The organism is Isoptericola sp. Y541 (assembly GCF_059445465.1).
The window spans coordinates 62,221-81,530 of sequence record NZ_JCAIUJ010000005.1; the positions used below are offsets into that span (position 1 = coordinate 62,221).

General features: G+C 73.5%; 17 protein-coding genes. 10 read left to right on the forward strand and 7 right to left on the reverse strand.

The genetic code is table 11. The features are described 5' to 3' along the window. Nucleotides 1-12: 12 nt before the first annotated feature. Nucleotides 13-948, reverse strand: a complete 936-nt coding sequence (locus AC1C2V_RS12240) for an aldo/keto reductase (protein ID WP_495389895.1) — start codon at nucleotides 946-948, stop codon at nucleotides 13-15. 164 nt (nucleotides 949-1,112) lie between these two features. Here AC1C2V_RS12240 and AC1C2V_RS12245 point away from each other — a divergent pair, with 164 nt between their 5' ends. Both AC1C2V_RS12245 and AC1C2V_RS12250 read left to right on the forward strand, forming a co-directional pair. Then, nucleotides 1,113-2,009, forward strand: a complete 897-nt coding sequence (locus tag AC1C2V_RS12245) for a LysR family transcriptional regulator (RefSeq protein ID WP_495389896.1) — start codon at nucleotides 1,113-1,115, stop codon at nucleotides 2,007-2,009. A gap of 63 nt (nucleotides 2,010-2,072) precedes the next feature. Further along, entirely contained in the window at nucleotides 2,073-3,014 is a 942-nt protein-coding gene (locus tag AC1C2V_RS12250) for a D-2-hydroxyacid dehydrogenase family protein (protein WP_495389897.1), read from the forward strand. Nucleotides 3,015-3,020: 6 nt separating this feature from the next. Here AC1C2V_RS12250 and AC1C2V_RS12255 read toward each other — a convergent pair whose 3' ends face one another. Further along, nucleotides 3,021-3,494: a hypothetical protein gene (locus tag AC1C2V_RS12255; RefSeq protein ID WP_495389898.1), complete on the reverse strand. Its 474-nt coding sequence runs from the start codon at nucleotides 3,492-3,494 to the stop codon at nucleotides 3,021-3,023. 103 nt (nucleotides 3,495-3,597) lie between these two features. Beyond that, a complete protein-coding gene (locus AC1C2V_RS12260) occupies nucleotides 3,598-4,614 on the reverse strand; it encodes a helix-turn-helix transcriptional regulator (protein ID WP_495389899.1) in 1,017 nt (338 codons plus the stop codon). Between the two features lie 123 nt (nucleotides 4,615-4,737). Here AC1C2V_RS12260 and AC1C2V_RS12265 point away from each other — a divergent pair, with 123 nt between their 5' ends. After that, on the forward strand, nucleotides 4,738-5,865 hold the full coding sequence (locus AC1C2V_RS12265) for an epoxide hydrolase family protein (RefSeq protein ID WP_495389900.1): 1,128 nt from the start codon (nucleotides 4,738-4,740) through the stop codon (nucleotides 5,863-5,865). Nucleotides 5,866-5,880: 15 nt separating this feature from the next. On the opposite strand, the gene AC1C2V_RS12270 is transcribed toward AC1C2V_RS12265, so the two are convergent. After that, nucleotides 5,881-6,066 carry a hypothetical protein gene (locus tag AC1C2V_RS12270; protein ID WP_495389901.1) on the reverse strand — a complete coding sequence of 62 codons (186 nt, stop codon included), beginning with the start codon at nucleotides 6,064-6,066 and terminating at the stop codon, nucleotides 5,881-5,883. 411 nt (nucleotides 6,067-6,477) lie between these two features. Between AC1C2V_RS12270 and AC1C2V_RS12275 the strand changes: the two genes are divergently transcribed. Then, a complete protein-coding gene (locus AC1C2V_RS12275; RefSeq protein ID WP_495389902.1) occupies nucleotides 6,478-7,335 on the forward strand; it encodes a siderophore-interacting protein in 858 nt (285 codons plus the stop codon). A gap of 17 nt (nucleotides 7,336-7,352) precedes the next feature. Here AC1C2V_RS12275 and AC1C2V_RS12280 read toward each other — a convergent pair whose 3' ends face one another. Together AC1C2V_RS12280 and AC1C2V_RS12285 are read right to left on the reverse strand one after the other, a co-directional pair. Then, nucleotides 7,353-7,826 carry a hypothetical protein gene (locus AC1C2V_RS12280; protein ID WP_495389903.1) on the reverse strand — a complete coding sequence of 158 codons (474 nt, stop codon included), beginning with the start codon at nucleotides 7,824-7,826 and terminating at the stop codon, nucleotides 7,353-7,355. 103 nt (nucleotides 7,827-7,929) lie between these two features. Continuing rightward, entirely contained in the window at nucleotides 7,930-8,364 is a 435-nt protein-coding gene (locus AC1C2V_RS12285) for a winged helix-turn-helix transcriptional regulator (RefSeq protein WP_495389904.1), read from the reverse strand. A 64-nt stretch (nucleotides 8,365-8,428) separates the two neighbouring features. Here AC1C2V_RS12285 and AC1C2V_RS12290 point away from each other — a divergent pair, with 64 nt between their 5' ends. Next, nucleotides 8,429-9,274 (forward strand): NAD(P)H-binding protein, encoded by an 846-nt coding sequence (locus AC1C2V_RS12290; RefSeq protein ID WP_495389905.1) that lies wholly within the window; start codon nucleotides 8,429-8,431, stop codon nucleotides 9,272-9,274. 41 nt (nucleotides 9,275-9,315) lie between these two features. Here the strand turns inward: AC1C2V_RS12290 and AC1C2V_RS12295 are convergent, their stop codons facing one another. Then, nucleotides 9,316-10,074: an IclR family transcriptional regulator gene (locus AC1C2V_RS12295; RefSeq protein WP_495389906.1), complete on the reverse strand. Its 759-nt coding sequence runs from the start codon at nucleotides 10,072-10,074 to the stop codon at nucleotides 9,316-9,318. Nucleotides 10,075-10,253: 179 nt separating this feature from the next. Here AC1C2V_RS12295 and AC1C2V_RS12300 point away from each other — a divergent pair, with 179 nt between their 5' ends. The 5 genes from AC1C2V_RS12300 to hutI all read left to right on the forward strand — a co-directional run bounded on the left by AC1C2V_RS12300 (nucleotide 10,254) and on the right by hutI (nucleotide 19,306). Beyond that, nucleotides 10,254-11,141: a glycoside hydrolase family 16 protein gene (locus AC1C2V_RS12300; protein WP_495389907.1), complete on the forward strand. Its 888-nt coding sequence runs from the start codon at nucleotides 10,254-10,256 to the stop codon at nucleotides 11,139-11,141. Between the two features lie 167 nt (nucleotides 11,142-11,308). Next, on the forward strand, nucleotides 11,309-14,494 hold the full coding sequence (locus AC1C2V_RS12305) for a glycoside hydrolase family 3 protein (protein WP_495389908.1): 3,186 nt from the start codon (nucleotides 11,309-11,311) through the stop codon (nucleotides 14,492-14,494). A gap of 84 nt (nucleotides 14,495-14,578) precedes the next feature. Next, complete coding sequence (gene hutH, locus AC1C2V_RS12310) at nucleotides 14,579-16,324, forward strand: histidine ammonia-lyase (protein ID WP_495389909.1); 1,746 nt, start codon at nucleotides 14,579-14,581, stop codon at nucleotides 16,322-16,324. 22 nt (nucleotides 16,325-16,346) lie between these two features. Beyond that, complete coding sequence (gene hutU / locus AC1C2V_RS12315) at nucleotides 16,347-18,044, forward strand: urocanate hydratase (protein WP_495389910.1); 1,698 nt, start codon at nucleotides 16,347-16,349, stop codon at nucleotides 18,042-18,044. Beyond that, entirely contained in the window at nucleotides 18,041-19,306 is a 1,266-nt protein-coding gene (gene hutI / locus AC1C2V_RS12320; RefSeq protein ID WP_495389911.1) for an imidazolonepropionase, read from the forward strand. Before hutU ends, hutI begins: the two co-directional genes overlap by 4 nt. Nucleotides 19,307-19,310 lie beyond the last annotated feature (4 nt).

Here is a 19,310-nt window from a genome sequence, read left to right on the forward strand (position 1 = left end):
GGCGCCCCGGCGTCAGGGCACGCGGTAGCCCGCCGCGCGGAACAGCTCGTACCACTCAGCGCGGGTGAGCGGGAGGTCCGATCCCTGCGCCGCGCCCGCGACGCGCTCCGGCGTCGTCGTGCCGAGCACCACCTGCATGCCGGCCGGGTGGCGCGTGATCCAGGCAACGGCGATCGCGATCGCGGGCACGTCGTACTTCGCCGCGAGGCGGTCGATCACGGCGTTGAGCTCCGGGTAGTCCGCCGAGCCGAGGAACACCCCGGTGAAGAACCCGGCCTGGAACGGCGACCAGGCCTGCACGGTGATGTCGTGCAGGCGGCAGTAGTCGAGGATCCCGCCGCCGTCGAGGGTGAGCGACTGGTCCTCGCCGGCCATGTTGGCCGCCACGCCCTGCGCGACGATCGGCGCGTGCGTGATCGACAGCTGGAGCTGGTTCGCGACGAGCGGCTGGCGGACGGACTTCTTGAGCAGCTCGATCTGGCCCGGTGTGTGGTTGGAGACGCCGAACGCACGCACCTTGCCGGAGGCCTCCAGCTCGTCGAACGCGCGGGCCACCTCGTCCGGCTCCACGAGGGCGTCGGGGCGGTGCAGCAGCAGCACGTCGAGGCGGTCGGTGCCCAGGGCCTGCAGCGAGCCCTCGACCGAGGAGACCAGGTGCTCGTACGAGTAGTCGAAGTACGGCCCCTCGCGCACGATGCCGGCCTTGGACTGGATGGTGAGCTGGTCGCGCTCGGCCGGCGTGAGCTGCATGGCCTCGGCGAACCGGCGCTCGCAGCCGTGCAGCTCGTCGCCGTAGACGTCGGCGTGGTCGATGAAGTCGATGCCGGCGTCGCGCGCGGTGCGCACGAGCTCGCGGACGGCGTCGTCGTCCAGCTGCGCGATGCGCATGAGGCCGAGCACGACGTTCGGGACCTGGCGGCCGGCGGGGCCCAGGGGGACGGTTCTCATGGTTCTCCTCGATGTGGGCGCGGCGGTCGGTGGTGCGAGGGCGCGGCTCCCGGATGCCCGAGGTTCCACGCCCCCTTGCCGCGACGGTGCCTCCGACGATAGGAAGGCCTGGGTTGATGAGTCCAACAACTAGAAGTCATGCGTTCCAGCAGTGGGAGTGATCAATGGAGCTTCGCCAGATGGAGTACCTCGTCGCGGTCGCGGAGGAGGGCCACTTCACCCGGGCCGCCGCGCTGTGCGGGGTCACGCAGTCCGGGCTCTCGGCGGCGATCCGGAACCTCGAGCGTGAGCTCGGCGCGCCCCTGTTCCTCCGCACCACCCGTCAGGTCGGCCTCACGGACGCGGGCCGCGCCCTGCTGCCCTTCGCGCGGCGGATGCTCACGCAGGCCGCGGCGGGCCGCGACGCGGTGGTCCGCGCCAGCCACCAGCTCTCGGGACGGCTCCGGCTCGGCGCCGAGCAGTGCCTCGGGGTGGTCGACGTCGCGCCGCTGCTCGAGCGGTTCCGGCTGCGCTACCCGCTCGTGGACGTGCAGTTCACCCAGGCCGGGTCGCGCGAGCTCACCGCGCAGGTGCGGGGCGGCGAGCTCGACGTCGCGTTCGTGGCCACGACCGAGCGCCTCGGCCCGCTGCGGTGCCTCGAGCTCGGCCGCCGGCCGGTCGTCGTGCTGACGCACCCGACGGACCCGCTCGCCGCGGCGTCCGTGGTGGCCTGGCGGGACCTCGCCGACCGCGACTTCGTCGACTTCCGGGAGCCGTGGGCCGTGCGGCAGCTCGTCGACGCCGCGTTCGCCGAGCGCCGCCTCGAGCGCCGGGTGGGGATGAGCGTGGACGACGTCCACACGCTGCTCGACTTCGTGCAGCGAGGCCTGGGCATCGCCATCGTGCCGCAGCACGTCGCGGCGAAGCCGCAGGCCGCGGGCCTGGCCGTGCTGGAGCTTCCCGTGGACGAGACGCCGGAGTGGGTGGTCGGTGCCGTCTCGTCGGCGACGGCGGAACCGACCGCGGCCCGGTTGCTCGAGCTCGTCGCCGAGGCGAACCTCGAGGTCGCCCACCAGGCGTGACGCGGAGGTCGTCCGAGCACCCCACCACCGAACATCACCCCACCCACGACAAGGAGGAGCATCGTGCGCGTCGCCGTCCTGGACGACTATCAGCAGGTCGCCCACCGGTTCGCCGACTGGGCGAGCCTGGGGGCCGAGGTCGACTTCCTCGACCGACCCCTGCCCGACGACGACGCGGTGGTCGCGGCGCTCGCGGGCTACGCCGTCGTGGTCGCGATGCGGGAGCGGACGCCGTTCACCGCCGACCGGCTCGCGCGCCTGCCCGACCTGCGGCTGCTCGTCACGACCGGGCGCGCGAACGCCTCGATCGACCTGGCGGCCGCCCGCGAGCGCGGCGTCGTCGTGTGCGGCACCGACTCGCCCTCGAACGCCACGCCCGAGCTCGCGTGGGCGCTGATCCTCGCCCTGCTGCGGCACGTGCCGGCCGAGGACCGGGCCGTCCGCGACGGCGGCTGGCAGCACACGGTGGGCGCCGACCTGGCGGGTCGCCGGCTGGGCGTCGTCGGGCTCGGCCGCCTCGGGTCGAAGGTCGCGCGGATCGGCCTCGCGTTCGACATGGACGTGGTCGCGTGGAGCACGCACCTCGACGCCGCCCGCGCGGCCGAGGCCGGCGTGCGCGCGGTGCCGAAGGACGAGCTCTTCGCGACGTCGGACGTCGTGACCGTGCACTACAAGCTGAGCCCGCGCAGCGTCGGCATCGTCGGGTGGGGCGACCTCGCGCGGATGAAGCCGGCCGCCTACCTCGTCAACACCTCGCGCGGGCCGCTCGTGGACACGGACGCCCTGCTCGCCGCCCTGCACGACGGCCGGATCGCCGGCGCCGGCCTCGACGTGTACGACGTCGAGCCGCTGCCCGCCGACCATCCGCTGCGGTCCGCGCCGCGTACGGTGCTGACCCCGCACCTCGGCTACGTCACCGAGGCCACCTACGAGACGTTCTACGCCCAGGCCGTCGAGGACGTCGCCGCCTGGGCGGCGGGGGCGCCGCTGCGGGTGCTGACGTAGCGAAGGTCAGACCGTGCTGAGGCCGGCCGAGTAGTCCGAGTACGGCGGGACGTTGGAGAACACGCTGAGGAACCCGCCCACCATGAACAGCATGATGAACAGGAAGTACAGCACCGCGATCGACGTGAAGATGATGGACAGCCACAGGCCCCACTTGCCCAGGGGGTTGTCGACGCCGGCCCGCTTCGACTCCGACAGCGCCATCGCGGACACGACGATCCCGGCGGGCGCGATCACGAAGGCCAGGACGAAGCCCACGATGCCCATCGTCCGGCCGGGGGGCTCGGGCGCGTACCCGGGGTAGGGATAGCCGGGCGGTGGCGGGGGCTGCCCCTGCTGCGGATAGCCCTGCTGCGGGTAACCCTGCTGCGGCGGGCCGGGCTGGGTGTATCCCGGCTGGGCGTATCCGGGCTGGGGCTGCTGCTGCGGCTGCTGGCCCGGCTGCTGATACGGCTCGCCGGGCTGGTACGGATCGGTCACCAGGCCAGTGTCGCGGAGCCGGGGCCGCAGCGCCACCATCGCCCCGCCACTCGCCGGTTGAGTTTGCCGAAACCTGGTTCGTGGTCTCGACCCTTCGACGGGCTCAGGACGGCGTTGGCCCGACCGACGTACGCATGCTCGACCGACGAACGACGGCTCGACCGGCGACCGCGCCGGCGTAGCGCGCGGACAGCGCCCGCAGGTGCTCCACGAGGGCTGGCGGCTCGGCGACGTGGAAGTCGAGCCCCAGCATGCCGATCCAGACCGCGACGACCTCGACGCTGTCGCCGCCGGTCACGAGCACGCTGCGCCCGTCCGGCAGCGCCTCGACCGTGCCGACGGCGGGGTTGATGCGCGCCAGCACGTCCGCAGCCGACGCGTCCACCGTGATGCGGGCGTGCACCGCCCAGCCCGTGCGCGCGACCTCCTGCACCACGAACTCCGAGTAGTCGCCCGGGAACTCGGCCGGGCTGAAGCGGCGCCCGCCGGGCGTGCGTAGCCGGAGCCAGTCGACGCGGTACGGGGCCCAGGTGCCGGTGGCGGCGTCGCCCCCGACCGTCCGGGCCACCAGGAACCAGCGGCGCTGCCAGGACACCAGGTGGTAGGGCTCGAGCTCCACGGGCTCGTCGCGGTAGAGGCAGCGAAGGCCCCGGTGGTCGCGGATCGCGTCGGCGACGCCGGCCAGGGTGGCCGAGTCGACCGCCGGGTCCTCGACGTTGGACCCGGTGTTCTCCGGACCGGTGGTGCTCGCGTCGCGGATGGCGGACAGCCGCCGGCGCAGCCGATCGGGCATCACCTGCTCGAGCTTGGTCAGCGCCGACTGCCCGGACTCCTCGAACCCCGCCGTCGCCGTCGCGGCGCGCAGGGCGACCGCTACCGCGACCGCCTCGGCGTCGTCGAGCAGCAGCGGGGGCAGCCGCGCGCCGGCGCCGAGCCGGTAGCGCCCGCCCGGGCCGCGCACGGCGTCGACCGGGTAGCCCAGCTCGCGCAGCCGCGCGACGTCGTTGCGCACCGTGCGGCCGGTGACGTCGAGGCGGCTCGCGAGCTCCGCGCCCGACCAGTCCGGCCGGGACTGGAGCAGCCCGAGGAGGGCGAGCATCCGCGCCGACGTGGAGCCCATCGATGTCCTCCCGAAACTCGTCCGAAGAGGTCGAGAATAGCGGAAAGAACCGTTCCTGAACCGCTCGTAGTGTCGGACATATCAGCGAGGCAGCCGCCCCGCAACGGACCCGGGAGAGACGCCATGAACACCACGACCGGCCTCGAGCTCAGCCCCTTCACCGTCCACGTTCCCCAGGCCGACCTGGACGACCTGGCCCGGCGCCTCGAGCACACCCGCTTCGCCCCCGCCGCCCCCGGCGACTCGTGGGAGTACGGCACGCCGGAGTCCTATCTGCGCGACATGGTCGAGCGCTGGAAGGGCTTCGACTGGCGCGCGATCGAGGCCCGGCTGAACGACTCCCCGGCCTTCACCACCGAGATCGACGGGCAGCCCCTGCACTTCCTGCACGTGCGCTCCCCGCACGCCGACGCGACGCCGCTGCTGCTGGCGCACACCTACCCGGGCTCCGTGCTCGACTTCCTCGACATGATCGACCCGCTCGTCGACCCCGTCGCCCACGGCGGTCGCGCCGAGGACGCGTTCCACCTGGTCATCCCCTCGATGCCCGGCTTCGGCTTCTCGACGCCGTTGGTCGGCGCGGACTGGACCATGGCCCGGGTGGCCCGCACCTACGACGCCCTGATGCGCGGCCTCGGTTACGACTCCTACGGCATCCACGGCAGCGACGGCGGCGCGATGATCTCCCGCGAGCTGGCGATCCTCGACCCGGAGGGCTTCCTCGGGGCGCACGTGCTGCACCTCTTCTCCTTCCCGACCGGCGCGCCGGGGGAGATGGACGACTTCGGCCCGAAGGAGTACGCGGCGCTGGGGCACGCGCAGTGGTTCCAGTCGGTGGGCGGGTACAACGCCATGAACGCGTCGCGGCCGCAGACCGTCGCGGCGGGCCTGGCGGACTCGCCGGTCGCCACGCTGGCCTACTCCGAGCTGTTCGAGAATTTCGGCAACGGCACCTCGCTGGTGACGCCGGAGCAGGTGCTGGCGCAGGCCACGCTGTACTGGCTCACCAACACCTACGCCACGGCAGCGCGGTACCACTACGCGGAGCAGCGCTCCGGGGCGGAGCCCGTCGTGAGCACCGGCCGCCTCGGCGTCGCCGTCTTCAAGGACGACTTCCAGACGATCCGCAGCCTCGCCGAGCGCGACAACGCGCGCATCGAGCACTGGTCGGAGTTCCCGCGCGGCGGCCACTTCGCGGCGATGGAGGTGCCGGACGACGTCGTCGCCGACCTGCGGGTCTTCTTCGGCTGAGCCGCGCGCGCGGCGTCAGCGCGAGGTCGAGCGCAGGTGCTCGTCCAGGGTCCGGAAGACGACGTCCGACCCTCCGTCCCAGTGTGGCACGGGGTCCGCCTGGCCCGGCGTCGGAGCGTAGAGCCACCACAGGTTCCCCCAGGGGTCCGCCATCCGGGCGAGGGTGAGCTCGCCGTAGAACGGACTGGGTGGCGTGACCACCCGAGCTCCCCGCTCCCCGGCCGGGTTGAGCACGACGTCGAGGTCGGAGACCCAGAGCTGAAAGAAGCCGGCCGGACGGGCCAGCCCTCCTGGACGTCGGCCAGGAGCAGCAGCGAGTCCCCGACCCGGACCTCGGCATGGATGAGCGACCCCGCGGGGGTGGCGGCCCGGGCTTCGATGTTCTCCTGGGCACCGAAGACGTCCTCGCAGAACGCGATGAGGTCGGCAGCGCCGTCGACGATGACGAAGGGGTTGAGGGAGCGGCCTCGGCCGGTGATGTCGGGACCCGCGAGCACCGGAGTCGTATCGGTCATGGTCGCGAGGCTAGGCGGCGCCGCCCACAGGGCACGGCTGGTCGTCGTCCGGCACCCGGCCCCGTCGAGGCCGGCGCGGGCGTGATGGAATCGACGGGTGCTCACCCGACCCCGCACCCGCTTCGACCTGGTCCCCCGCCGCGTGCGCGTGCACGCCGTCCGTGAGCTGAGCGGCTCGCTGCGCCGCACCACGTTCCGCGACGTCGAGGGCGCCGACCCCGCCGCGCCGACGTCGCTCGCGGCGCTGCAGGCGCCCGGCCCGGAGGACCACGCCAAGGTCTTCCTGCCCGACCCCGCCACGGGCGAGCTACACGCCCCGACCCTGGCGGCCGACGGCGGGCTGCAGCGGCCCACGGGCGGCGTCTCGATCTCGCGCGACTACACGGTGCGCGCCACGCGGACGGCCGACGGCACCGACGGAGTCGCCGAGGCCGACGTCGACTGGGTGCTGCACGGCGACGACGGGCCGGCGTCCGTGTGGGCGGCGCGGGCCGCCGAGGGCGACGAGCTGGTGCTCGCCGGGCCGCGCGGCAGCGTCGGCGTGCCGGAGGGGGTCGGGCGGCTCACCCTCGTCGGTGATGAGACCGGCCTGCCCGCCCTGGCACGTTGGGTCGCGGCCGTCGGGCCGGACGTGCCCGTGACGGCGATCGTCGAGATCGGCGACGACGTCGACGACGCGCACGTCGAGGACGAGCTGGGCCGCGCCACCGTCGAGATCCTTTACCGCACCGACGGCCCGGGACAGGTGGAGGAGGCCGTGCGCTCGCTCGGCGGACTGGAGGACGACGAGCTCGTCGTCGGGCTCGGCGAGGCCGGCGACCTCGTGCCCGTGCGCCGCTACCTGCGGCGGGAGCTGGGCCTGCCGGCGGAGCAGGTCTCGATCTCGGGCTACTGGCGCCGCGGCGTCACCAACCTCGACCACCACCTGCCGCTGGACCCGAGCGACCCGGACTGAGCCCGCGATCGGTGTGGTCAGGTCGCGGCGTTCTCCGTCTCGCCGCGCAGGGCGTCGATCTGCTCCTGCAGGTTGCCGAGCAGCCGCGACACGTCCCCGGCGCCGGCGTCGGCGGCCTCGCCGGTCACGTGCTTGACCTCGGCGGAAGCCGCCTCGAGCGCCACCTGGGCGTCCTCCAGGGCGACGACCGCGCCGTCCTTCGAGTCCTTGGCCTTCTGGAGCGCCGCGCGGGCCTCATCGGTGGCGGCGGTCGCGGAGGCGACGGCGTCCGTGACGTCTCCGCTCAGTGCGGCGGGGAGCCCGGACACCTGCTCCTCCAGTCGCTGCAGGTCGTCCTCGATGGCTTCGGCCTGGCTCTGCGCGTCGGCGATGAACCGTTCGACGTCGGCGGGGGCGGAACAGGCGCCGAGCATCAGGGCGAGTGCGAGCAGGCTCGCTGCGGCAAGACGGGTCGTCGTCTTACCCTTCGTCGATGTCGTCGCTGACGTCATGGGCCGATTCTGCCCTGCGCGGTCACGCTCCCACAGGCCGTTCTCCACAGATGCTGTGGAGATCTTGCACACAGTGGGGGTCGCCGGCGCGTGTCCGGGCCGGTCACGGGGAGGGCCGGCCCGCCTCGTCATACTCCGTCCGTGCACGATCGACGGTCGGCAGGTTTTCCCCCGCCCAGTCGGCGAGCCCGGCGAAGAGGGGGGCGAGGCTGCGCCCGAGGTCGCTGATCTCGTACTCCACGCGCGGGGGAACCTCCGCGTAGTAGGTGCGCACGACGAGCCCGTCGCGCTCCAGCTGCCGCAGCCGCTGGGTGAGGACCTTGGGCGTGATCCGGTCGATCCGGCGCTCCAGCTCGACGAACCGGTGCCGGCCGTAGGTATGGAGGGACCACAGGATCGGCGTGGTCCACCGGCTGAAGACGATGTCCACGACTGGCGAGATCGGGCATGCCTGCCCGGGGTCGGTGCCCGCGGGCGCCGCGCGCCCGCCCGTCGCCGAGCCCGCCGATACTTTCCTGTAGGTACCTACTATCTCCACGTTGTTAGCGTCCCACGAGTCGCCCGATCACGGGCCTTCGACCGACCAGCACAGGGAGATCACCATGATCGTCGTGACAGGAGCGACCGGGAACGTCGGCGCGGAGCTCGTGCGGCTGCTCGCCCCGGGGGACGAGGAGGTCGTCGCGACCTCGCGCGGGATCTCGCCCAACCTCGTCCCGCTCGGCGTCGCGCACCGTCGGGCCGACCTCACGGTCGCGGAGAGCCTGCGGCCCGTGCTCGACGGCGCCCGCGCGCTCTTCCTGCAGGACGGCGGGCCCAGCGCCTCCGCGGTGGACCCGCAGCAGGTGCTCGACGCGGCCAAGGCCGGCGGCGTGACCCAGGTCGTGCTGCTGTCGTCCCAGGGGGTCCGCACGCGGCCGGGCTCGGCGTCCCACGGCGGCACCGGCCGGGCCTTCGAGGACGCGGTCCGCGGCTCGGGCATGGACTGGACCGTCCTGCGGCCCGGTGGCTTCGACTCGAACGCCTTCGCCTGGGCGGAGCCGGTGCGCCGCTCCCGCACGGTCGCCGCCCCGTTCGCGGACGTCGGGCTGCCGACCGTCGACCCGGCGGACATCGCGGAGGTCGCCGCGGCCGCGCTGCGCGAGCCCGGCCACGCCGGCCGGGAGTACGAGCTGACCGGCCCGGAGACGACGACGCCGCGGCAGCGTGCCGAGGCGATCGGTGCGGCGCTCGGGGAGCCCGTGGCGTTCGTCGAGCAGACCCGCGAGGAAGCCCGGGAGCAGCTGCTCGCGTTCATGCCCGCGCCGGTCGTCGAGACCACCCTGGCGATCCTCGGCGAGCCGACGCCCGACGAGCAGCAGGTGAGCCCGGACGTGGCGCGGGTGCTCGGCCGCCCGGCCCGATCGTTCGCCGAGTGGGCCCGGCAGCACGTGACCGCGTTCCGGTAGGCCCGGCCACGACATGCCCTGCCGAGGTTGGCGAAGCAGGGTCAGCGGGCGCCCAGGCGGCGGCTGATCTCGGCAGCCGCCCGGCCTGCGGACCGCGCGAGCTCGCCGCGGCGCCCGTCGTCGACGTCGTCGGACCAGAAGGTCAGCGCCACGCCCGCCACCGGGTAGCCCATGTGGTCGAGCGCGGCGTGCGCGACCGACGCGAGGCCGGTCGTGACCTCGCCGTCCTCCGTGGCGTGGCCGCGCCGGCGCACGTCGCGCAGCACCTCCCGTAGGTCGCGCAACGTGCGCGGCCCGACGCCGGTGCGGTCCGCGAGCGTGGCCGGCGTCGGGAACAGGGCCCGCACCTGCGCGACGGGCAGCAACGCGAGCACCGCCCGGCCGCTGGCGGTGAGATGGCTGGGGAGCCGGACGTCGACGTCGGTCACGAGCGACGGCCGGTGCGGCGCCCGCTGCTCCACCAGGTACAGCACCTCGCGCCCGTGGAGGACGGCGAGGTGCGCGCTCTCGCCCGTCGTCTCCACCAGCCGTGCGACCACCGGCCGCGCCAGCCGGGCGAGCGGAGCCTGCCGCGCGTACGCCGAGCCGAGGGACAGCGACGCCGTGCCGAGGCCGTACCGGTGCTCCTCCGGCAGGTGCGTCACGAACCCCTCGTCGACCAGCACCGACAGCAGGTGGTAGACGGTGGAGCGCGGCAGACCCAGGTGCTGTGCGACCGCCGCCGCGGGAGACGGCCCGGCCTGCGCGGCGAGGTAGGCGAGCACGCGCACGGCCTGGCGCGCGGCGGGCACGTCGCTCATCGCGGCACGTCGGAGCGCGAGGGGCACGCCGGGTGCGGTCGAGCGGCGGGTCGGAGCGGCTCTGCCATGGACGTCACGGTAGGGCCCGGGGCGAGATCGGCGCAGCCGCTCGGGTGGGCCGCCGATGCCGGAGCTACAGTGCTTGCAGCTCTGATGGCCGTGCAGCCCTGGGGGTGCTCGTGGAGTCGTCACCGCACGCCGCGCCGTCCCGCCGGGCCTTTCTCAGGTTCGGCGCACTCGGCCTCGTGGCCGGCGCTGCGGGCTGCTCACCGGGCGGCGGGCGCGAGTCGCCCTCCGCATCGGCGTCGTCGCAGGCGGAGGCCTCCGCGGGCGAGTGGACGGTCGTGTGGCAGGACGACTTCACCGAGGGCCTGGACACGGCGGTGTGGACCCCCGCGGACTACGGCGGCAACCGCGACCTCGGCGAGCTGCAGTACAACGACCCCGCGCTGGTGTCGGTCGAGGACGGGAACCTCGTCCTGCGCGCTCGGGCGTCGGGCCGCGACGGCTACGGCTTCGTCGCAGGGAGCGTCTCGTCGAAGGGCAAGCTGACCGTCGGCCCCTACGGGCGCCTCACCACGCGCCAGCTGCTGGGGCCCGGCACCGGGATCGGGTTCGCCGTCGCCCTGTACGGCGAGGACATCGACGAGGTCGGCTGGCCGGCGTGCGGCGAGATCGACGCCACCGAGGTCGCGCTGGCCCGACCGGACTCGCCCTTCGCCTCGATCCACGGCCCCGGCTACTCGGGCGGCTCCCCCATCTCCGCCACCGGGAACGTCCCGTCGCTCGTGGACCGGTGGGCGGAGCACACGCTGGACTGGGAGCCGTCGCGTATCGCGTGGGCGATCGACGGGCAGGAGTACCAGGTGGCCGAGGCCTCCGACCCACGGGCGGCGGGCGGTTGGCCCTTCGACCAGCCGTTCTTCGTCACCCTCGTCATGACGGTGGGCTCCGACCTGTCCGGGCCGGTCGATCTCGAGACCTGGCCCCGCGACGGCACCGGCGAACCGACCGACTCCTACGCCGCCGTGGACCTCGTGCGGTTCGAGCAGAGAACGGTGTCCTGAGGATATCAAGAGCTTCCCTCAGTTGGCTTGTGAGGCCAGCACCCCCTTTGTATCGTCGAGGTGAAGTCTCCCCACGCGCGGCACGCCGCTGAACGAGCGGGCCGGGCACCGCCTCGGGTTGACGACACCGACAACGATGCCGCCGCCTCCAGACGATCTGGACGGACATGAAGACACGAAGCCTGACCTCAAAGACGATGGCCGCACTGACGGTGGCGGGGGTGATGAGCTTCGGGCTGACAGCACCAGCGATCGCCGCCGTCGATGACGAACCCTGGATGGACACCTCCCTGTCGCCGGACGAACGCGCCGACCTCCTGGTGGCCGAGCTGACCCTGGAGGAGAAGGCGACGGTCCTCATCCAGTCCGGAGGGCCGGGGCTGCCGGAGTACGGAGTCCCCGGCATCCGGGGCAAGGACGGCTGCTGCGGCGTCGCGACGACCGACACGGAGTCGACTGCGCTGCCCGTCGGCATCGCGCTCGCCTCCACGTTCAACACCGACGCGGCGGACGCCTACGGGGCAGTCGCGGGCAACGAGACCCGGTACTTCGGCTTCAACGGGCTGGCAGGGCCGACGATGGACCTGCTCACGACCCCGCTCAACGGCCGCATGTGGGAGGCCTTCGGTGAGGACCCGCTGGTCAGTGGGTCCATCGCCGCAGCCCAGACCAGCGGCACGCAGAGCGAGGAGGTCTACACCATCGTCAAGCACTACAACCTGAACAACCAGGAGACCCGACGCGGCCACGTCGACGCGGTCATCGACGAGAGACCCCTGCAGGAGGTGTACACCAGGCCCTGGGAGAAGGTGGTGCAGGATGCCGATGCCGGGTCCGTGATGTGCGCCTTCAACAAGGTCAACGGGGAGTACTCGTGCGGCAACGACGAGCTGCTCAACGGGATCCTCAAGGACCAGCTCGGGTTCAAGGGCTACGTGTCGTCGGACTTCAACGCCGTGCACTCGTTCGAGGACTACGAGGCGGGCCTGGACGTGGCGGGGCCGGACGTGCAGTACTCCGGTGAGAACCTCGTGCAGGCGGTGCAGGACGGCCTCGTCTCCGAGGAACGGGTGACCGACGCCGCGCGGCGCGTGCTGCGCACGTTCTTCGCGTTCGGCATCATCGACAACCCGCCCCCGGGTTCCTTCGAGTACCCCCAGCCGGAGTCCACACCGCTGGACCAGGAGGCGATCGACGAGCACTCCGCGGTCGCTCGCAGCGTCGGCGACGAGTCGGCGGTGCTGCTGGCGAACGACGACGCCCTCCCGCTGGACGAGAGCGACGGGTCGATCGCCGTGATCGGCGCCGACGCGGACCACTACATCGACGGCGGTGGCAGCGGCGCGATCCAGTACCCCGCGCAGCTGACCACGATCCTCGACGGGATCACCGAGCGGGCCGAGACCGACGTCACCTATGCGCAGGGCACCGACCCCGTGTCGTTGTCCGGCACGCTGCCCGGACCTGTGCCGGTGCCGTCGTCGGTCCTCACTCCCTCGAGCGGCGCGGACGAGCAGGGCCTGAGCGGCTTCTACTTCCTGGGCACCGGGTTCCCCGGGCAGCCGGAGCTCATCCGCACCGACGAGCAGGTGGACTGGCGGAGCGGCATCTCCCAGGACACGATCAACACCTCCCAGGTGCCCAGCCCCGGCACGCAGTTCGCCGTGCAGCCGATCTCGGTGGTCTGGAGCGGCACCCTGACCGCCCCGGCGACGGGCACCTACGAGCTGTCGCTCAGCCACCTCGGCAGGGCGAAGCTGCTGGTGGACCGGGAGCAGCTCCTCGACGACCCGGGGACGACCTACGGCACCCAGTCGGTGTCCGTCGACCTCGAGGAGGGCGAGGAGTACTTCGTCGAGGTGAGCTACGAGACGAACGCTCCCAACCAGTTCAACGGCGGCCTGAACGACCAGCCCGGTGCGATGATCCGGTTCGGCTGGACCCCGCCGGAAGGTGAGATCGCGAACCCCACGATCGACGAGGCGGTCGAGGCCGCGGCGGAGGCCGACACGGCGGTCGTCGTCGCTCGCGACTACACCGGCGAGGCTGCCGATCGCGGCACGCTGACCCTGCCGGAGGACCAGGACGCGCTGATCGAGGCGGTCTCCGAGGTCAACGACAACACGATCGTCGTGCTGGCCACCAGCGGCCCGGTCACGATGCCATGGCTCGACGACGTCGAGGCCGTGCTCGAGGCCTGGTATCCGGGCCAGACGCAGGGCGAGTCCGTCGCCGCCGTGCTCTTCGGCGACGTCGCACCCTCCGGGAAGCTGCCCGTCACGTTCCCGGTCGACCAGGACCAGCTCGAGGAGGTCGGCATCAAGGATCCGTTCCTGCAGATCGACGAGGTGGATCCGACCACCGAGTACACCGACGGCATCTACGTGGGGTACAAGGCCTACATCGAGCACGGGGCCACGCCCCTGTTCCCGTTCGGCCACGGGCTGTCGTACACCTCGTTCGGGTACGAGGACGCCGTGTCCGCGCCGCCCGTGGATCCGCAGGGCACGGATCCCGTCGCGACCACCGCGACGGCGACCGTGACCAACACGGGTGCCGCCGCCGCCACCGAGGTCGTCCAGGCCTACGTGGGGAATCTGCCCACCGACGCCGTGGAGACACCCGACCTCGCGCTGGCGGGCTTCGAGCGCGTCAGCCTCGAGCCCGGCGAGAGCGCCGAGGTGGAGGTCCCGATCGACCGCAGGTCCCTGCAGTACTGGGACGTCGACGCCGGCGAGTGGGTGACGCCCACCGGGACGGTGCCCCTGCTCGTCGGTAGCTCGTCCGCCGACATCCGGGCGACCGGCGAGCTGGTCGTGCCCGCGGACACGACGGCACCGAGCGTCGAGATCACGGCCGACCCGGAGGACCCGGACGGCAGGCGGGGCTGGTACACGACGCCGGTGAGCCTGGAGTTCTCGGCGACCGACGACCAGGACCCGGACCCCCTGGTGGAGGTCAGGGTCAACGGCGGGGACTTCGCCGAGCAGGACGGCCCGCTGGTGCTCGAGGACGACGGGGTCTACCGGGTGGTCGCGCGTGCGACCGACGCGGCCGGCAACGTCTCGGAACGGACGAGGATCAGGATCAAGATCGATCAAACCCCGCCGGAGGTCACCGCCGAGCGCACGCGCTCGCGGTTCCTCGTCCGGATCGAGGCGACCGACGAGGTCTCCGGAGTCGCGAGGGTCCAGTTCCGCTACCGGATCGAGGCGGGTCGGCGGGACATCACGACCCCGTGGTCCGACACGGGCGGTCGGCCCGTCTTCGACCTGCCGGGTCGCAGCATCACCCTCCAGTACCGGGCGATCGACAGGGCTGGGAACGTCAGCGAGGTGGGTTCGCGCCGGTGACGTCGGGGGGCCCGTCTGGGATCCCAGACGGAACCTCCGTCGCCGCCCTGTCGGGGGCGCCGTGCCGCGGTGTGTGCTGGCGAGATGACAGCGTCGACACACCCCGCGGCCGTCCCCGGCCGCCCTGCTCCGGGCCCGACGGCGGGTCCTTCCCCCACGCCCGACCGCGCGCTCCGGGTGGTCGAGGTGGGCGAAGGGCCGCTGACGATCGAGGACGTGGTCGACGTCGCTCGCCGCGGCGCGCCCGTGCGCCTCACCGACCGAGCGCTGGCCGCGATGGCTGCAAGCCGCGCCGTCGTCGAGTCCCTGGCCGACGACGACCGCCCGCACTACGGCGTGTCCACCGGGTTCGGCGCGCTCGCCCGCCGGCACATCCCCACCGAGAAGCGGGCTCAGCTACAGCTGAGCCTGGTGCGCTCGCACGCCGCCGGCGCCGGCCCCGAGGTGGAGCGCGAGGTGGTGCGGGCCCTGCAGCTGCTGCGGCTCGCCACCCTCGCCACCGGTCGCACGGGCGCGCGGCCCGTCGTGGCGGAGACGTACGCGGCGATGCTGAACGCGCAGGTCACGCCCGTCGTGCACGAGTACGGTTCGCTCGGATGCTCGGGAGACCTGGCGCCGCTGGCGCACGTCGCGCTCGCCGCGCTCGGCGAGGGTCGGGCGCGCGACGCCGACGGGGAGCTGCGGGACGGCGGGGAGGCGCTCGCGGCCGCGGGCATCGCGCCGCTGGAGCTGCGCGAGAAGGAAGGCCTCGCCCTCATCAACGGCACCGACGGCATGCTCGGGATGCTGTGCCTCGCCCTCGACGACCTACGGCGCCTGCTCGCGACGGCGGACGTCGCGGCCGCGTCCAGCGTGGAGGCGCTGCTCGGCTCTGACGCGCCGTTCGCCGCGGACCTGGTCGGCATGCGCCCGCACCCCGGCCAGGCGGCGTCGGCCGCGAACCTGCGCGCGCTGCTCGCGGGCTCGCCGGTCGTGGCGAGCCATCGCACCCTCGACGCCGACGGGCGGCCCGAGTGCACGCGGGTGCAGGACGCGTACTCGCTGCGCTGCGCCCCGCAGGTGCACGGCGCGGCGCGGGACACCGTCGACCACGCATCGACCGTCGCCGGCCGCGAGCTGGCATCGGCCATCGACAACCCCGTCGTCACGGTGGACGGGCGGGTCGAGTCCAACGGCAACTTCCACGGGGCGCCCGTCGCGTACGTGCTGGACTTCCTCGCCATCGCGGCGGCCGACGTCGCGTCCATGAGCGAGCGGCGCACCGACCGGTTCCTCGACGTCGCGCGCAACGAGGGGCTGCCCGCCTTCCTCGCCGACGACCCGGGCGTCGACTCCGGGCTGATGATCGCCCAGTACACGGCGGCCGGGATCGTCTCGGAGCTCAAGCGCCTCGCCGCGCCGGCGAGCGTCGACTCCATCCCGTCGTCGGCGATGCAGGAGGACCACGTCTCCATGGGCTGGGCCGCGGCGCGCAAGCTGCGCCGGTCGGTCGACGGGCTCGGCCGCGTGCTCGCCATCGAGCTCATGACCGCCGCGCGCGCCCTCGACCTCCGCCTCGCCCAGTTGTCAGGGCCACATGAGGGTATTTCCGCGCGTGATCCTGACAACTCTCAGGCCTCAGAGTTGTCAGGGCCACGCGTAGGTATTCCTGGGCCTGGTCCTGACAGGTCGCTGCGAGGAACGAGGGCCGTGCACGACCTGCTGCGCCGCGCCGTCCCCGGGCCGGGCCCGGACCGATTCCTCGCCCCCGAGATCGACGCGGTGACGCGGCTCGTCGCCGACGGCGAGGTCGTCGGGGCCGCGAGCGCCGCCGTCGGCCCGCTCCACTGACCCCTCGCTGAAGGAGACGACGATGTCCCACGCCATGTCCTACGACCGGGGGACCCCCGTCCCCGTGCGCGCGCCGCGCGGCACGACGCTCACCGCCCGCAGCTGGCAGACCGAGGCCCCGCTGCGGATGCTCATGAACAACCTGGACCCGGAGGTGGCGGAGCGCCCCGACGACCTCGTCGTCTACGGCGGCACCGGCCGCGCCGCGCGCGACTGGCCGAGCTACCACGCCATCGTCCGCACCCTCACGACGCTCGCCGACGACGAGACGCTGCTCGTCCAGTCCGGCAAGCCCGTCGGCGTGCTGCGCACCCACGAGTGGGCGCCGCGGGTGCTGATCGCCAACAGCAACCTCGTGGGGGACTGGGCGACGTGGCCCGAGTTCCGTCGGCTCGAGGCGCAGGGCCTGACGATGTACGGGCAGATGACGGCCGGCTCGTGGATCTACATCGGCGCGCAGGGCATCCTCCAGGGCACGTACGAGACCCTCGCCGCGGTGGCGGTGAAGAAGTTCGGCGGGACGCTCGCCGGCACGCTCACCCTCACCGGCGGCTGCGGCGGCATGGGCGGCGCCCAACCGCTCGCCGTCACGCTCAACGGTGGCGTGTGCCTGGTGGTCGACGTCGACCGCTCGCGCCTGGAGCGCCGCGTGCGCGAGCGCTACCTCGACGAGGTGGCCGACGACCTGGACGACGCCGTCCGCCGGGTCGAGGCGGCGCGCACGCAGAGGCGCGCGTTGTCCGTCGGCGTGGTCGGCAACAGCGCGCACGTGGTGCCGGAGCTGCTCAAGCGCGGCGTCGAGGTCGACGTCGTCACCGACCAGACGTCGGCGCACGACCCGCTCTCGTACCTGCCGCTCGGCGTCTCCGTCGAGGAGTGGGCCGACTACGCCGCCGCCAAGCCCGAGGAGTTCACCGACCGGGCGCGCGAGTCGATGGCGCGGCACGTGGAGGGCATGGTCGGCTTCCTTGACGCGGGCGCGGAGGTGTTCGACTACGGCAACTCGATCCGCGACGAGGCGCGCCGCGGAGGCTTCGACCGAGCCTTCGACTTCCCCGGCTTCGTCCCCGCGTACATCCGGCCCCTGTTCGCGGAGGGCAAGGGGCCGTTCCGGTGGGCCGCGCTCTCCGGCGACCCGCGCGACATCGCCGCCACGGACCGCGCGGTGCTGGACCTGTTCGACGACGACCACCTGCACCGCTGGATCCGCGCCGCCCAGGAGCGCGTCGCGTTCCAGGGGCTGCCGGCGCGGATCTGCTGGCTCGGGCACGGCGAGCGCGACCGCGCCGGCCTGGCGTTCAACGACCTCGTGGCCTCGGGGGAGGTGCGCGCGCCGCTCGTCATCGGTCGTGACCACCTCGACTCCGGGTCCGTCGCTTCGCCGTACCGGGAGACGGAGGGCATGGCCGACGGCTCCGACGCCATCGCCGACTGGCCGCTGCTCAACGCGCTCACCGCCGCGTCGTCGGGCGCCACGTGGGTGTCGCTGCACCAGGGCGGCGGTGTCGGGATGGGGCGGTCGATCCACGCCGGGCAGGTGTCCGTCGCGGACGGCACGCCGCTCGCGGCGCAGAAGCTCGCGCGGGTGCTGTCCAACGACCCGGGGCTCGGCGTCCTGCGGCACGTCGACGCCGGGTACGACGACGCCGCCCGCGCCGCCGAGCGTGGCGGGTTGCGCGTGCCCATGCTGGAGGGCGTGGACCCCGAGCGGGAGGCGTGACCGTGCGCGAGGTGGAGCACCCGGGAGGATCGCACCCGGCGACCCTGATCCTCGGGATCGGCGAGCTGACCGCCAACTCCCCGTCGCTCGGGGTCGACGGCGAACCGGCAGGCGTCGTGCGCGACGCCGCACTCCTGCTCGACGGCGGCCGCGTCGCGTGGGCCGGCCCGGAGCGCTCGTGCGCGGAGGGCGTCGAGGAGGCGCTCGGCCGCGCACCCGACCGCGTCGTCGGGGTGGAGGGGCGCGCCGTCGTGCCCGGGTTCGTGGACAGCCACACCCACCTCGTCTTCGCGGGCGACCGGTCGGCCGAGTTCGAGGCCCGCATGGCCGGCCGCCCGTACGCGGCGGGTGGCATCCGCACCACCGTCGCCGCCACGCGGGCGGCGTCCGACGACGAGCTGCGGGCCGGCCTGGCGCGGCACGTCGCGGAGGCGCTGGCCCAGGGCACGACCACGCTCGAGGTGAAGAGCGGCTACGGCCTCACCGTGGCCGACGAGGAGCGCGCGGTACGCATCGCGGGGGAGGTCACCGAGGAGGTGACGTTCCTCGGCGCGCACGTGGTGCCCGCCGAGTTCGACGGGCGCGCCGACGCGTACGTCGACCTGGTCTGCGGCGACATGCTCGCCGCGTGCGCCCCGCACGCTCGGTGGGTCGACGTCTTCTGCGAGAAGGGCGCCTTCACCCCCGAGCAGGCCCGCCGCGTGCTGGAGGCCGGCGCGGCCGCCGGGCTCGGCGTGCGGGTGCACGCCAACCAGCTCGGCCCCGGCGAGGGCGTGCGGCTCGCCGTCGACCTCGGCGCGGCCGCCGTCGACCACTGCACGTACCTGTCCGACGACGACGTCGCGGCGCTCGCGGGGTCATGGGCAGGCTCGGACGGGGCCGGGCAGGGGACTGTCGCCACGCTGCTGCCCGGCGTCGAGTTCTCCACCCGGCAGCCGTACCCCGACGCCCGGCGGCTGCTCGACGCGGGCGCCGTCGTCGCGCTGGCCAGCGACTGCAACCCCGGTTCGTCGTACACGAGCTCGATGCCGCTCATGGTGGTGCTCGCGGTTCGCGAGATGGGCATGACTGTCGCCGAGGCCGTCTGGGCCGCGACCGCCGGCGGGGCCCGTGCGCTGCGCCGCGACGACGTCGGGCACCTCGCGCCCGGCGCCCGCGCCGACGTCGTCGTCCTCGACGCGCCGTCGCGCACCCACCTCGCCTACCGCCCCGGCGTCCCGCTGGTGCACGCCGTCTGGAAGGACGGGCACCCGTCGAGGTAGTTCC

What these genes read in the sequence shown, in the direction of transcription:
- AC1C2V_RS12240 (WP_495389895.1), bottom strand. Translation starts at nt 948, where the DNA reads ATGAGAACCGTCCCCCTGGGCCCCGCCGGCCGCCAGGTCCCGAACGTC.
- AC1C2V_RS12245 (WP_495389896.1), top strand. Translation starts at nt 1,113, where the DNA reads ATGGAGCTTCGCCAGATGGAGTACCTCGTCGCGGTCGCGGAGGAGGGC.
- AC1C2V_RS12260 (WP_495389899.1), bottom strand. Translation starts at nt 4,614, where the DNA reads ATGGGCTCCACGTCGGCGCGGATGCTCGCCCTCCTCGGGCTGCTCCAG.
- AC1C2V_RS12265 (WP_495389900.1), top strand. Translation starts at nt 4,738, where the DNA reads ATGAACACCACGACCGGCCTCGAGCTCAGCCCCTTCACCGTCCACGTT.
- AC1C2V_RS12280 (WP_495389903.1), bottom strand. Translation starts at nt 7,826, where the DNA reads ATGACGTCAGCGACGACATCGACGAAGGGTAAGACGACGACCCGTCTT.
- AC1C2V_RS12290 (WP_495389905.1), top strand. Translation starts at nt 8,429, where the DNA reads ATGATCGTCGTGACAGGAGCGACCGGGAACGTCGGCGCGGAGCTCGTG.
- AC1C2V_RS12295 (WP_495389906.1), bottom strand. Translation starts at nt 10,074, where the DNA reads ATGAGCGACGTGCCCGCCGCGCGCCAGGCCGTGCGCGTGCTCGCCTAC.
- AC1C2V_RS12305 (WP_495389908.1), top strand. Translation starts at nt 11,309, where the DNA reads ATGAAGACACGAAGCCTGACCTCAAAGACGATGGCCGCACTGACGGTG.
- hutH (WP_495389909.1), top strand. Translation starts at nt 14,579, where the DNA reads ATGACAGCGTCGACACACCCCGCGGCCGTCCCCGGCCGCCCTGCTCCG.
- hutU (WP_495389910.1), top strand. Translation starts at nt 16,347, where the DNA reads ATGTCCCACGCCATGTCCTACGACCGGGGGACCCCCGTCCCCGTGCGC.